We start from the raw sequence: 14,960 nt of genomic DNA, 5'->3' as shown, positions 1-14,960 counted from the left end.
AGACAATGTTGCCCAGTGAAGTACGAATCGCGGACATCGCGCTTGGCACGCATGTCCTGTTAGTGGGAGTCGAGCGATATACCGACTCGGCGATTGAGAACCTTAGCTCGCCTTGCGAGGAGGTTCGCAGCCTCGCAAAGGCGTTGTGTGCCAAGGACGGGGTCGCCATTCCGTCAGGCCAGGTACTTATCGTCGAAAATCCGACGATTGACGAGCTACGCGAGAGTCTCTCAGCGTTTGTCGACGAACGCGGCCCGGACGACACTGCAATTTTGTACTACGCCGGTCATGCATTTCGTCGCGAGCAGAACCAGTATTTGACGGCCACCAACTCGTACCTAGAGGATCTCGCCGCCACGTCTCTTTCCGCTCTCGCCTTCGGCGCGATTATCAGCAAGTGCAGAGCTGCAAGGGTATTGGTCATTTTGGACTGCTGCATCAGTGCTGGGTTTGCCGAGAGAGCACCGAGTTATTTTCAAAGGCTCGTTGGTACAGAGTTTCGAGCGCTGCTTTGCGCATCCCTGGAGGATCAGCCCTCATGGGAACGCGCTGATGGGGGCGGCACACTGTTTTCTGGGCATATGCTGGCGATTTTGGAGGGTCGCGAACCAGCGGGACAAGAGCCGGGTGAGATCACGTTCGGTGGTCTTCTTGCTGCAATTGAGTTCAGAGTGAACGAAGACCTGTTGCATTTACATCCCGGATTGCCGCCTCAGCAGCCGGTTGCGGCTGCGGTCTACAGTAAAGACCCGGTCCTCTTCGTGCACCGTAAGGCGAGGCTCAAGGGTCTTACAACTGCAACTGCTCGCGTCAGTCAAGCGCGATTTCATCGAGTCGTTCGCAATGTTGTAATCGGCATCATTCTCTCAGTGACGTTCGGCCTTCTCAGCTACTACCGCTGGCTGGACGGACACATGTACCTGAGCGTCGTTGAAAAGCGCCTCCTTTTGTATAAAGGTCACCCACGATGGACAGCACCAGGTTACCCGCACCCAATTCGGGAATACGCCTTTGATCCAGCACAGTACGAGCCTGAGGGGGCCATCCTGCGATCGGGGTCGGCAATCTCGGTCTTCGATGAGCCGGTAGAGGCCTTTCTTAAACGCCAACTCAACGCACTCGGAAGGGCCGAGGCACGGTTTCAAGCCGACGATTTGACTGGTACCCGAACTATCGCGATCAAATACTTCGACAGTCATCCTAGTGTCAGCAACGTAGCCGATATCAACATGAGGCTCCTGTTTGCCGAGGTTGCGACCCCCGCAGATAGAGCGCGGCTTGAAGAAGATCTGAAAAGCTTCAGAAAGGAGGTCAGGGAAGCCGCAATACTCGGGCTCCAACGATTCGACAAAGATATGGCAATTGATCTTCTTCGCCAGGACCTGAAAGAAGGCTCGGCAATCGACCATTCGCGAATACTATCTAGATATGGCCCGCCCTGTACTCAACAACTTCAACGCTATATCTCTGCTGTGGCGCTCGTGCCCAGTGCTCGAGTTAACTTGCCTGATACCGTACTTCGAACAGGATGCACGCTTGACGAGGAAGGATGGTGGTTCCTGGTTCGCAATGCGGCCATCTTTGGCAACGGTGACCTAACGGACTTGGCGCGGATTGCCACGTTGCTCGACCTGCCGTTCAGATATTCCCTTGCAGAACAGCAGCTGAAAAGCGAAGAGCAACCATCCGAGGCGCTTCGATGGTCTATCGTACTGAGCAATCTGCGACCGCCAAGGTGCCCCTCAACCTTGGTTAAGAACTGGAACAATGGAGCAGCGTTTCAATGGCTTCGAATTGGAATCATTAGGGCAATTGCGCAGGGTTGTGGTGGTCACTCTGCTGTGCAGGTCATCGTGGATCAGTCCGGCGGACGCGCATCCCTGCGGCTTAGTAGGTGGCCCGAGCGCGTGTTGGTCCTACAGCCAGACTCAATCTCGACATCCGACAGCCTGCTCTTACTCCAATTGCTTCGTGACCTTAGCCTCCGAGATAGTGTGCCATTCATTCGCAAGATGTTAGAGCTACATCCTTATCCCGTCGTGCGCGCGAGCTCGCTGGACCTCCTGACAGATTGGTCAGTTCAGATACCCGTAAGTTCGGAGATGCTGATGAGCAATAGCATCGACTTGCAAGTGGCGGCGCAACGTGCGCTCAATCTACGCACGCCCGATGACGCGGCCGAGTTCCTTGTAGGGTCGATCGGAGCCATTGGTCTGAGTGACCTCATCAAGTACCTAAGAGGCCTGGTGCTCACGCCAAAGGCGTCCCATTACATCCGGGAACTCCTCGCCAGCGATGACGCGACAAAGCGAAAGGCCGCTGCTGTACTGGCGGCACGTGGAAGTCCAGACGCAATTGGCTATCTGCTTGCGCAGCGTTCATTCAGTGTACGTTCGGAAGCCTTGGAATATGCAGCGGCAAATCAGCAACTGAACCAGGCCGTCGCAAACCTGCAGAGTTCCCAGGACATCGATCAAAGGGACGGCAAGCAACTCATCAATTTACAAGTGCGCCGCAATGAGATACTAGATGAAATACGAAGTATGCCCGAGTGGGCACGTGCGTGGCGTATGCAGCATATCGCTCGGACCCGCAAAGTTTGGCCTCCGCCAGTAGAGCGGCTTGACGCGGGTATAGAGCTCTTCCTTGCCGATCAATCAGCCGAATTGCGTCGCTCAATACCAGATTAACTTGTGGAGCTGAAGTAGAGCCAGGCAAGAGGGATTCGAACCACGGGTAACTGATGCCACAGTCAGCCTGCATGTAAGGTCGGTTCGTCTAGTCTGAGTGAGGGGCCTGAATTCAATGAAATGGCAACGATCATGTCGTTATTTTCCGAAGAACCGATGCCATGTTATACGGACAGGAACGGGCAGATGCAGCTTTTATGTGGATCGCCTAGAAATTGTTAGGCGCAACATGAACAATATTTGGAGTCGGGAATGACAGATTGGCCAGCATTTTGTAGTAATTGCGGTGCGTCATTTAGTTCAGGGATATCTGTAGATCCTGGGATTAAAAACCTAAAGATAATTAATACTACTTCTGTATGTCCAAAATGTATGGCTCCTGCCAAAGTTTTAGATGGTGGAACAGATAATCAAGGAAATGTTTATTTTCTTCGCGCCGCCTATAAAGCATTAACTGCTCTGCAGGTTTCTACAGAGGATCTATTTGTAATATCCAATGTTATAAAACAAGCACAGCAAAAAAGAGAAGAACCAAAATATGTTATTGGTGAGCTCGAGAAGAAAGTTCCCTCTGCAAGTTCATTAATCGAGCTACTTAAACCAAAAACTGCAAATGAATTCTATGTAATGCTTAGTTTTATTCTGGCTCTTATTATTTATATACAAAGTCAAACTGAAAAAGCAGATCATCTGCCTCAGCAAGTAATCAATAATATAAGTATCAACCAAACATATATTAATCCTGAGCCGCAGAAAATAACCAAGAAACAACCTATTGGCAACGTAACAAAGAAGAAAGACAAAGAAAATAATCGTAAACTAATGCAAAAGAAAAGTAGAAATAAGAACAGAAAGAGGTGAGGATTTCATCGCCTAACTTACGTGTGTCCAGCCGCTCCCATGAGGCCAGACGGGGGCATCACCGGTTTGGGAGCGTTTTGCCTCCACAACAATGGTCGCGCTATTCGAAACGCATCAAACAAAACATCTCCTGCTGGGGCGAAACCCGGCAATACAGAACATCGCGTGGGCACGAGAGTTAAGTAGAGTATAGGGTCAAATCTGTTGTTGACGAATCTCTGCTTCTAACCGTTTCTTGAAGCCTTTGCCTGGGGACTGCTTCCCCATACCTGCACACGAAACCCTCAGCAACAGATTTGCCCCCCTGTTTTTGTGGGGCTTGATGTGTGTATGCAGCGTTAAGCCACGCCGCTTTTGGATGTTGGCTTGAGGGAATAGGTAGGGCACAACTTTTGGTAAAGGAACTCAGGTGCGAAATCGGCTCCGTTTGGCCAGACGATGGTTTCAAGTTCATTGTTAAGCGAGAACTTTGCGAACAGAGCCTTTTCCTTCAGAGGTTCGAAAACTTCTCCCCATAGCTCGTCCTCAAAATCAACTTCACCTTCTACCCCATCCGCAAACTTTAACCAGATGGAGTAATCCTGTGTGTATTTGGCTTCTCGCAATTTTGGCAACATGGGCTTACTCCAATGGCTCGATTCGTTTTAGAGTCTTTCTTTCGCGGGCCAGGTTCCAATCCTCGGTTAGCTCGGCTCTGTGATATTCGCGCCACTCTTGAACTAGACCCAATACCCGTGGAGGCACACGGCCTTCTACAAGCTCCCCCGTATCGATCGCGATGACCGCTTCAAAATCGCCATATTTCGCATGGAAGTGGGGAGGTGCGTGATCATTGTAATACATTGCTATGATGATTCCCAGGAATCGGCTGATCTCAGGCAAGACATCTCTCCTTTAAAATCTTCAAGGTTAGATTGCCTGATAAAGGGATTCGTAGTTTCATGTTCATAAGGGGCTCAATACTCATTTCAGCGTATCCTTTCACCCTGAACACTTACCCCGCCTTCACATATTGATGAAAACGCTCCGTGAGGAATGGCAGACTTTTGATATCGGAATAATCTTTTAAGAGCGAATCGATTTTGGAGATACGGAGGGTGGTGGAAGGATGTGTGGTGAAAAACTTGGACTCCACATGCCCTTCTTCTTTGGCCAACGTCTGCAGATAATCTTCCAGTCCTCGCGGGTTATAGCCTGCCCGATAGGCATATTCTACGCCCACCACATCAGCTTCAAATTCTTTGTCTTTATCCAGTCCTTTGGTAAACAACAGGTCGGTCATTTCGTCGATGACGCTGGAGAACATCGCCGGATCCTGTTTCATGGCGGTGAGGGACAGTTCCGAGACACTGCCCATCAGGGCTCCCCGCCGGATGGCGTCCAGCATGTGTTTCTGGGTGACATGCGCAATTTCATGGGCCAACACGCCGGCTAATTCGGCTTCATTCTTCAGGGTCTTCAACAGTCCGACGGTGATGAAGATATAGCCACCGGGAGCGGCAAAGGCATTCTGTTCCTGACTGTTCAGAATGGCGAAATGGTAGTTTAGGGTTGGCCGGTCCGAGACTTCCGCTACCGTTTTTCCCACCAGATTGATATAGCGTGTCCAGGCTGGATTGGAATATTCACCGCCGAAACGGCTAAAAGCTTCCACCGCGACCGCTTCCCCCAACGTGATTTCCTCTTCTTCTCCAATAGGCTCCATCGCTTGAACAACCCCGACGCCTTTTTTCAGAAGATCGATTTTTTGTTGTTTCATGCCAAGGGCCGCACCGAGACCTCCTATGAGATCTGTTTGTTGTGAGGATTGCCCGGATTGTGATCCCCCGCATCCCATGTTGGACAAGAGGAGACTCAGAATGGTGACATTCGCAAGAATTTTGCCGATTTTCATTGGGCACCTCCTGAAAATTCTCCTAAATTCCCAGCTTTTTTAAACTGCATCAATTCCTCCGGGGCAATGGAAAAGGCCTCCATGTGATCCACGGCATCACGGTCTTCCTTTTTAATATTTTTGGCTTTGGCATATTGTTCGGTGGATTCCTTGAGGCCTCGAATGCTGCCTCCTGCCCGGGACTCTCGGGCCGCAATGGTATTCCGTCCCGTGAGGCCGGAGAGACCAAGCCCGCCGCCACCCGTGGAAGGTTTTTCTTCTGCCAGCCGGAATTTAAATACCCAGCCTGTTTTTCCTGTGGCGGTTTTGACTTGGGCGAGTCGACCTTCTTCGGACAAGACGGTCACGGCATCTCCCAGCGCCAGGGTGGCGACGACGGCGGAGGTGGGAGATTTCTCCGCATTGACTTTGACGTCATCTTGTTTGGCGTAAAGTGTCGCTGCCCAATTGGTTGTTGGAATCATCCAGGCAGCCAATGTGAGGAAGACGACTCCGACGATTACTCGAGCGATACGGTCTGGCATGAGGCCCCCTTTCAGCGTGGGACTAGGGCGTAATTATTGGACTGTTGAATATTGAAAATTTTCACTAGTTTCAATTATCGCTATATTATTAGCGTGGCAGCGAAGCGCATGGGGAGGGTTCAAAAAGGCCGTCCACCAAGGCCGCAGCCCGTTTGGCACGCGGAACGTACATGGGGGGGTACGTGAGCATGACAAATGGGCGAGAACGCCGGTGGCGGCTTTTTTCAACACTCCCATTATTGATAGTCTCCGATTAAACTAAACCCGGCCCAATAGGACGGGTGGGGAAAATCCTTTTTCACGAGGAGTTGCGCTTGACGCAAGCTTCTGGCTTTATTCGCCGTCACGTAATTCCGGTAAAAATGTTTCATAAGCACAGAGGTGGAGAGGTCATCCACCCGCCAGAGGGCCGACACCAGGGCATGCGTGCCGGCATAGACAAATGCGCGGTTCAGTCCGATGAGTTCTCCGGCTTCCAGTTTGCCAAGGCCTGTTTGGCAGGCGCTCAAGGTCACCAGATCCGCGTTTAATTCCAACCCGAAAATCTCCTTGACGGTCAGTCGGCGGTTTTCGGGGTTTTCTGAAGCCAGCCAGAGTGAGGACAACAGCGGATTGCCCTCATCGAATTCCCCATGGGCCGCTAAGTGAATGATGCCATATCGGGAAATATTCTTCACCACCCATTCCTTGGTGGCCTTTGTTCCGGTCAGAATATCCATGTTGGGATAATTCCATTTGATGCTTTGGGCCTCTAATTCGGCCAGCGGAAGATCGTAATTGAAATTTCCCAAATCGGGATTTCCGATCGCGAGGACTTTGTCATTCTTGACGGCTTGACGTTTGGCAAAGGTGAATTGGAAGACGGAAGCCGAAGGTGCGTAAAAGAGCGGGATCTCATCCACCAGATAGGCCGGGCCATGTTTGAGTGCCGCGAAGGAGAGAAAGTGTAAGGGGCCATCGGGAATAATTCCCAAGTACTCCAGGTTTTTGATGTCCGCTTCAACCGGTTGAATCAGAGACACATAGAGTTTCTGTAATTCATCATCAACCGGTTCGAGGTGCTGAACGAGTTGCCGATAACGGGTCACTAAGCGGGTGAGGTCTTCCTCCTTCGCTGACACTGTTTTAAAGATGGTTCGCTCGTTCGTGATGAGCCACAGGTAGAGCTGGTCTTTCGTCAGAAAATAGGTGAGCAGTCCCACTCGAGGCGCCAGGAGCTGTTGGACCCCTTCCAGGTTGAGCGGATCCACAGAGACAAAACTGCTGAGCGCTGGATTCTCCTGTTTGACCTCCAGGATGGCTTCTTCATATAGGGCCTTCGTATTGCGATACCGTTTCTGAAGGTCGGCAGGGGGTTCCTCATACGATCCCAGTTCAGATTTGAGCGAATCCACGGTGGAAGCCATCGTGTTGATTTTCGTCCAGGTTTCCTGATCACCTTCATTTTTGAACGAGAGCTTTTGGTTACCCAGCAGGTCGATAAAACTTCTGGATCGGGAGCGTTCTAAAAAGTTAAAGGCGTCATCGGTCCGGTCCATCGTGATGAGCAGGGTGATGATGTCCCGGTACAGATCCAGTTTGTTCGTTTGAAAACTATTGCGGAGTTCATCGATTTTTAGCGCGGCCCGCATGCCTTCTACCACCTCGACCCCTTTGGTAAACCAGTTCAAGGCATCCGGGAGCTTTCCCTCCTCCCGTAACAACGTGGCCTTGCCTGCTGCCGCGCGCCATTCCACTTCCTTGATGCCGTATCGCTGAGAGATCTCATGCGCCCGCTCGTAATAGCCGAGAGCTGGTTCGGATCGCCCCAGAGCCTTATTCACGTTGCCCAGTTCGAGTAAGGCCTTGACCCAATTGATGACATTGTTGATCTCGGCGCTGATCTGCTCCGCTTTCAGAAAATGCCCTTCGGCTTCTTCCAACTGTCCCAGGGCTAATAAGGAGATGCCGATATTCCGATGGTCGTAGCCTAAACCCCATTGGCTCTTGAGGGACTCGTCCAGCGTTTTGGCCTGTTGAAAATAGTCCAGGGCGGCGGCATGGTCGCTCCGTTGCCGGTAGATCAATCCAAGATTGTTGAGCGAAGAAGCTAACTCGGTTTGGATATTGGATGACCGGCTCAGCGTGACCGCATCGTGTAAATGGACGAGTCCTTTGTCGGTGTCATTGAGTGTCCAGTAGATCAGCCCGCGAGTATTTTTCACCATAATGCGTAATTGCGGGTCCTTGGCCTGTTCGGCTTTTTTGTCGGCCTGGGTTAAGAGTTGAAAGGCCGTTTGATAGTTCCCCTGGAACCAGGCCACATTGGCGAGGTAGAGGTCGCCCGTCGTGAGGAGCTTGGGGTCATCCAGTTCTTTCGCAATGGACAGAGCCTGGTGGTAGCGTTCCGCCGCCTGGTCGAACAGGCCGACTTTTTCATACGTCAGTCCCACTTCATACAGCGTTTCGGCTTCTCCCTGCGGATCGCCTTGCTCGTGATACAGCTTCAGCGCGGCCAGAAAGTTTTCCCGGGCTTTCTCGTACCGGCCCAATCGAAGGTAATAAATACGCCCGATTCGACGGTATTGAAACGCCGTGTGACCCATTTCCCCGATTTCCTGATACAGGGAAAACGACTGGTTGAATTGTTCCAGGGCTTCCGGATAGGCCCCCATGTTTTCACGGACAATGCCCAATGTGGCCATGCCTTCCGCGAGTCGGTCTAGCTCGTCGCCCTGATCCCAAATCTGGTTGGCCTGTTCGAGATGTTGCACGGCGATGTCGAAATGTTCGAGTCGGGAATGCAGAATGCCCAAACGATATTCCGCCTCGGCTCGCTCGCTGGCAGGGGTTTCCGGGGTGAGGGAATCCAGGAGCTTCTGTTGAAAGAAGATTCCCTTTTCATAATCGTTGACTTCAAAGGCGGTTTCCACAGCCAGAGTGGTGAGTTCTTTGAAGTCCTGTCGTTTTTTTGCATGCTCGATGAGGGCGAGCGCATGTTCGATGTGCAGGAGGGAGCCGGGAAAGTCTTTGGTCTCAAATGCGTGAATGGCTTCTGCTACTTCCTGGTCATAGATGGAGGCGGCATATTCCTGACGTTCGTCCGGACCCATGCCGGCAAATCCGTAATGGCGGAAGGGATATTTCCCCTGGTCCGGTCCCCAGATATCTTTCGATGCGGCCACGACGGCTTCATCGGGAGAAAGCGTATCGAGATGCGTGAGATATTGATTCAAAAACCTGGTGGCGGTTTGGGAATCGAGCGCTGTCCGGCTCACGATGACATGAGGAAATCCGGCGCGCAGGAGAGAGGAAACCAGCACCCATGGGGAAGGGGATGAGGAGGGGATACCGCCGAAGAGCAGGATCGAATGATGTTGGCTGCCGGCAAAATCGAGCACGGAGACATATTCCCGAACATCCTGATCTTCCTGTACCTCAAAGGCGAATGTATCCGGATTTTTGATAAACGCGGCAATGTTGGTGTGGGTGGCCAGCGGATGATCATGAGCCTCGACCCCGCTGAATTGCTGGAGTACAAATGGAATTTCCCCCGCACTCGGGGGCGTGGAAGGGACAAGCGTGCTCGGGGTGGTGATGTACGAAAAAAAGAGGCTGCGCTGATGATAGCCATTCAGGAAGTCATAAAAGTTGCTGACCCACGTGAGCGGTTTCTGATCGAGTCCCAGTGAAGGGAGCGTGGATTCCAGTTCTTGCGGCATCGCCACATAGGCCGAGGCCGATTGTGTGAGCCGCTTGTGAAATTCTTCATCCCCGGCGACTCCTTTTTCCGTGACCACCAGTGGGCTGTAATGGAGGGTCTCCCCGTCATGCACAAAGCCATGATAGCCTTGCCTTCCTTTGAGAATTTTCAGGTAGGGATGTGAGGCGTCAACGCCCAAAAATATCAGGTCCCTGGTCGGAGGATAGGCCCAGAAGGACGCGGTGGCCCAGGGATATTCTTCAAACAGGGCATAGAGCGTGTCCTGAAGGGCAGGAGCCAGTTCTTCAATGGCCGCAACGTTCCCCTGATTTCTGGCTTGCCGGAGTTCCCCGAGTAACGAGCGTAGTTCCGGTTCATAGTCTCCCAAGCCTTTGAGAAACAGATCTTCTCCCACGGCTTCATAGACGGCGCTGGTCATGTGTCGAATGCTCAGTTGCTCGGCCACGGTAAAGGCGTCGTCGGGCCGGCCTTCTTCAGTCAATTGGTCAACAGAGAGCTGAATCAGACGTTCGTATGCGGGCCAGGTGTTGGTCTGACCTGTTGGAGGGTCGGTTTGCGCGGGGAAACGAAGGACCGCTTCAACGGATTGGGTGAGAAACTTCTTTCGCATGGGGGGATCAGCGGCTTCTTCGGCTTGAGACAGATACCACAACCAGCTATTGGGGGCTTGCCGGTCTTCCACCAGTTTGAGTAAGTCGTCCTGAATCCGGCGATAGACCTGAGACTGATCCGATGTTCGTGCTAATTCGGCCTGGTTCAATTTCACCAGAAATTGAGCGGGCAGACGTTCAGAGTCTGAGAATAGGGCAGACTTGAGAAGGAGCGAGTCCGCCTTCTGATAATAGGACCACGGAAGCGTCTGATAGGTGAACTGCTCATGCATGCGCTGGACGGCCTCAGCCGGCTTGAGTCCCTGATCCGGTGATGGGTCGGGAAGAAGCGAGAGGAGCATGGCGGTGTTGGTGAGGGTGAAGAACAGATTGCGGTCTTCATAGTTTCGTTGCTGGAGATCCCGAATCCCCGAGGTGATGGCCTCCACAAGGCTTTGGTCCGGGGTGTGCCCTTGCAGGAGGCTTTCGACCGCCAATGTCGAAAGATTATAGACGTTGACGCTGGTCCCGAACGGGATATTTAACGTCCGGGTATAATTCAAGGATTGACGAAAGGACTCCATCGCCTGTTCAGGTTCATCTAATTGGTGGGACAGCACTCCCAGCCGATTGAGGACAATGGCTTTTTCTGTCAGAGCGGCCGCATCCTGGGTAGCCGGTGTCACCTGATTGAGGAGAGCGAGTTTTTTGCGATAATAATCTCGAGCGGGACCGGGTTCGTCTAATTGCTCATAGGTGCTGGCGATATAACTGAACATGAGCTTTTGCTCGCCGATCCGATCGAATCCGCTTGCCGCTTGAGACCCCTTTTCATTGAGGGCCACATTCACATTGAACAGGCCTGGTCCCTTGGAAAGAGTTTTGCCGCCGCCTGTGGTGAGGTGGTCTAGACTGGTAAAGTAACTGCCCAAAGCCTGTTTGAGTTCCTCGCGTCCACCGGTTTCGCTGGCGCGGCTCAGGTTAAACAGGTTGACCCCGATATTTCTCTGGAGCAATGTGACATTTTGTTCCTGTCCTAACTCACGGTTCAGGACCAAGGCCTGAGAGAACGCCTCAATGGCTTTGGCATATTGTCCGATGTCCTGATGGGACAATCCGATGCGTTCCAGGATTTCGGCTTGCAGGTTTGTCTGCTCGGGAGGGACCTTTCGTAAGGCCAACTGATATTGCACCAACGATTCCTCGGTGCGCCCGGCTTTAAAACAGGCTTCTCCATAATTTTTGCGATAGAGCAATTCGGTGATAGTCTCGCCGGACGGAGCGAATTGCTCCTCACGCTGCCGGTAATGTCGATAGGCTTCGCGGGCATTCGAGAGAGCCAGGTAGGTATTTCCTAAATTCAAGAGCAGTTGGGATTCCACGTCGGGGAAGCGACCTGCATCGTTGATCTCCAGCGCGATGCGATATTCCTGCTCGGCCTTTTCAAGATAACCTTTGTTGCCGGACGTCCGTTCGGTTTGTTCGTAGGCCCATCCGAGCGTTTGGTGGACATACCCCAGGGCGGGATCTTTTTTCATGGCGCGTTGGAGAAGGCGGATGACTGACGGGAGGTCGGGCGGTTCGGTATAGGACAATGCCAGGGCCTGACCATATTGATAGACCGCGTGGTCGGGATGTGTCTTGACTAAGGTGGTGTACCAGTCCTGGACCTCCGCCGTGTCGTGGAGCATGACTTTAGTTTCAATATAGGCCCGATGAGCTTCTACCGATTCGGGATATTGGTTGATCAGGTGTTTTAGGGATTTTGCGGCGATGCGGGTTTCCCCCACCTTCCGGTCCTTCAGGGCTTTTTTTACCAATTGTAAAATGAGCAGACTCTTGGCTTCCTGGAGTTCGGTGAGATTTTCTCCGGGAAACTGACTTAAGGCCGCATAGGTATCCGCGGCTTCCTGGTAGCGTTCCGATTCTGAAAGGATCGTCGCCTTGTTCCGATAGGCTTGGATGACGAGTTCGTTGGGAAGGTCTGGAGCCGAAATAATGAAATCCAGTGTTTCCAGAGCCGAGAGTTGTTCTCCCTGTTCGTGATAGAGGTCCGCAATGGTTAGGCGGGTAGTGGCGATTAAGACGGGAAGGTCAGGATACTGAGGGATAATCCTGTTCAAGGCTGTAATGCGCTCACGTTCCGTTTCACCCTGTTGGGAGAGCATCACCACTTGTTGGATGGCCCGTTTGCCCCAGGAGGAACGCTCGCCAAATAACTGGATGACATCTACGAACACGCGGATCACATTGGGAGCATCATCCAGAATCCGGTAGGCTTCCCCTCTGGTAAAGAGACCCTTGGCTCGAATCTCTTTGTTGTGCAGATCTTCCACTTTGACGAGGTATTCCAGGGCTGTGAGAGGATCCTCCGCAAAAAGGTAGAGCCGTCCGGCTTCAATGAGGGCTTGACCGTATACCTCATCCATGTTCCGGTGTTCCTGCCCGATGGTGAGGAGCTCAGCCGCGCCTGTGGCGACTAACCGGCGTCTTGCCGCGGAGCTGATGCCCTGAGCCTGCTCCCGGACTCGCAAGACGATGGTATAGATTCTGGCCAACGCGCCGGTCCGTCCCGGTTGGCTGGTGTAGGGCTCCAGAGATTGGCGGGCCGCAAGAAAATTTCCCTCCTGTGTCTGTGTTTCGGCAAGGGAAAAATCAAATTCCGCTCGTGCCTCAGGGGGTTGCTCTGCCAACAGATTGTGAGAAATGTTCCCGAGGACCAGGAGGGCGAGATCCAATTGCCCGTGATCCTGATACGAGGCGGCCAGCGATTTGGCCTGATCGAGGTCGACGTAATCCTTGAGAAACGCGGGGATGTCCATTCGGAAAATATCTCCGCCCTTCAGATCGGAGTAATAGAGGAAATCCCCCGACACGGCTGGGTAAATATCAAATTTGTGCACCGGAGTGATCCGATAGAGTCTTTGGAGTTGAGGCTGCTGCGGGTCCCAAAGTCTCATCCAAATGGACGATTCATCATCGGTATCAACGAGCCCGTCATTGTTGGTGTCCCGCTCATATCGGGTAAACACCAGGGGGACATTCGTGGTCATGGTAGCGGGGTTGTGGTCCAAGGCAGGCCAGAGATCCAGGACCTTGCTGTCCTGGTCGAAGGAGGAGGAGCTGTTGTCTTGAAGATTTGTGAGGGTTAGATGGCCACCATTGGAATACAGAAGTTGTCCCTGAGCATTTACGGAAAAGCTGGTGGCTTGGGGCACAATTAATTCTTCAGCTTGGTTCGAAAAGGATTTCCGGTAGATGGCGGAGGTGTTTTGCAGCGGATCGGTTTTGAGATACAAAAATCCTTGTTCTTCTTGATCCCACTGTGGAGCACCGTCGCCGCTGGTTAAATCCGTCAGTCGTTGCTCTTCACGGGTAATCAGATCCAGGAGATAGACATCACCGCGGGGATCGGATTTATGCGACACATATAAGAGTCGAGTGCCATCCCGGTTCAAGGCCGGTTCCTGATCACTGGCCGGGTGCGTGGTCATTTGTCGAGGAAGCGTCAGCGCGGAACTCTTGAGTGTTTGAACCCAGATATCCAGATTGCCGGATCGATTGGACACAAAGGCGAGCGTCTGTCCATCCATGGAGACTGACGGTTGATAATCCAGCGCAGGGTGAGTGGTCAGGCGTTCAGGGGGCGCAGCGAAAGTCGTCAGGGAAAAGCCGAACACTCCGGCCAGGCCCATGGACGCGATCAAATACCATATGGCTCCTTGAGCATAGAGCGGCCCTTTCCCTTTTCTTCCTGATGTTGTCTCTGGAGCATCGTGGGAAGGGTGGGAGAGAGGATTATCTCGCAATGTGGAGTCGTGATTTAGGGTGTGGGGTCTTTTTGAGTCCATGTCCCATTGTCCAGTTGGATTCGTTCTCCCTTGAGCGCTTTATCCCGGTTAAGTGCGGCAAACATTTTGTGGACACGTGGTAATTCTGATGGTGTCAGGGTCTCGTTGGTCTCAATGATCCGGCTCATGATCTCAAGACGATCCTCATTCTCCTCGTTGATCAGATTTTCAACAAACGCTCGATCGTCCGGTTGGACCTTTTCCGGCTCTAGGAGAGTGACGCCACCTTCATTATTTTCCCCGATAATTCCCAATGATTTATAGCGATTGAGGTCATCTTTGTTAAACGACACTCGTTGGAGGGCACGCACAACGTCTTTTTTCCCTGGAGGAAGTTCCTGTGTCTGTTTCAATTTCCCCTTCGGATCAATATAGCGAACCGAGGCCACCAGCATGACCTGCTGATTGAGTTCTTGATACGTGCCGAGCACCTGGTTTTCCAATGCCGTGCGTTCGTCCACCACGGTCACACCGACCAATGGCCCGCTGCAGGCTGTGAGAAGGGCAAGAAGAAGGGTCAGTGAAATGGGATGGAAAGAGAACGTGTGATCAGTCCTGTAGGGGGGTATTGGGAGATAGAACATAACGAATCGGCTCCTTATGAGAGTAGAGGCTGTTTTATCTTATCAAATTACAGAAAGCCGCTGAAGAAAATTTCCACAAGGTCATCCTGTGCCAGACTCTTGTCATTCTGAGTCGGACGCTTTGTCATTCATTCTGAGCGAAGCGAAGAATCTGAGCCCAGGTTACCCGGGTCGTGGCTAGGCTAGATGCTTCGCGTGGCTCAGCATGACAACCATACTGTAGCCCGGTCATTATCCTGTTCCTCGCTTTGTCATCCTGAGTC

Annotated in this window: 8 protein-coding genes and 1 pseudogene; 3 read left to right on the top strand and 6 right to left on the bottom strand. The window is 52.3% G+C overall.

Features of this window, described 5'->3' with window-relative positions:
* Positions 1-5: 5 nt before the first annotated feature.
* From ACWHYD_RS16885 to ACWHYD_RS16875, 3 genes and pseudogenes are all read left to right on the top strand, one after another.
* Positions 6-593, top strand: a pseudogene (locus tag ACWHYD_RS16885) (caspase family protein); the annotation flags it as partial.
* Between the two features lie 168 nt (positions 594-761).
* On the top strand, positions 762-2,690 hold the full coding sequence (locus ACWHYD_RS16880) for a hypothetical protein (RefSeq protein WP_447965913.1): 1,929 nt from the start codon (positions 762-764) through the stop codon (positions 2,688-2,690).
* Between the two features lie 252 nt (positions 2,691-2,942).
* Positions 2,943-3,551 carry a hypothetical protein gene (locus tag ACWHYD_RS16875; RefSeq protein ID WP_447963189.1) on the top strand — a complete coding sequence of 203 codons (609 nt, stop codon included), beginning with the start codon at positions 2,943-2,945 and terminating at the stop codon, positions 3,549-3,551.
* Between the two features lie 338 nt (positions 3,552-3,889).
* Here ACWHYD_RS16875 and ACWHYD_RS16870 read toward each other — a convergent pair whose 3' ends face one another.
* The 6 genes from ACWHYD_RS16870 to ACWHYD_RS16845 all read right to left on the bottom strand — a co-directional run bounded on the left by ACWHYD_RS16870 (position 3,890) and on the right by ACWHYD_RS16845 (position 14,697).
* Positions 3,890-4,168 (bottom strand): DUF2442 domain-containing protein, encoded by a 279-nt coding sequence (locus ACWHYD_RS16870; RefSeq protein ID WP_447963188.1) that lies wholly within the window; start codon positions 4,166-4,168, stop codon positions 3,890-3,892.
* Between the two features lie 4 nt (positions 4,169-4,172).
* The gene (locus ACWHYD_RS16865; RefSeq protein WP_447963187.1) at positions 4,173-4,433 is read right to left on the bottom strand and encodes a DUF4160 domain-containing protein; all 261 of its coding nucleotides are present in this window, start codon (positions 4,431-4,433) and stop codon (positions 4,173-4,175) included.
* Between the two features lie 112 nt (positions 4,434-4,545).
* Complete coding sequence (locus ACWHYD_RS16860; protein ID WP_447963186.1) at positions 4,546-5,445, bottom strand: M48 family metalloprotease; 900 nt, start codon at positions 5,443-5,445, stop codon at positions 4,546-4,548.
* Entirely contained in the window at positions 5,442-5,969 is a 528-nt protein-coding gene (locus ACWHYD_RS16855) for an SH3 domain-containing protein (RefSeq protein ID WP_447963185.1), read from the bottom strand. Before ACWHYD_RS16855 ends, ACWHYD_RS16860 begins: the two co-directional genes overlap by 4 nt.
* A gap of 236 nt (positions 5,970-6,205) precedes the next feature.
* The gene (locus ACWHYD_RS16850; RefSeq protein WP_447963184.1) at positions 6,206-14,113 is read right to left on the bottom strand and encodes a CHAT domain-containing protein; all 7,908 of its coding nucleotides are present in this window, start codon (positions 14,111-14,113) and stop codon (positions 6,206-6,208) included.
* Positions 14,086-14,697 carry a DUF1318 domain-containing protein gene (locus ACWHYD_RS16845; protein ID WP_447963183.1) on the bottom strand — a complete coding sequence of 204 codons (612 nt, stop codon included), beginning with the start codon at positions 14,695-14,697 and terminating at the stop codon, positions 14,086-14,088. The genes ACWHYD_RS16850 and ACWHYD_RS16845 overlap by 28 nt, the downstream gene beginning before the upstream one ends.
* Positions 14,698-14,960 lie beyond the last annotated feature (263 nt).

It is taken from the genome of Nitrospira sp. Ecomares 2.1 (assembly GCF_965152585.1).
The sequence above is the reverse complement of the archived record's forward strand: the minus strand, read 5'-3'. Positions and strand labels throughout refer to the sequence as shown.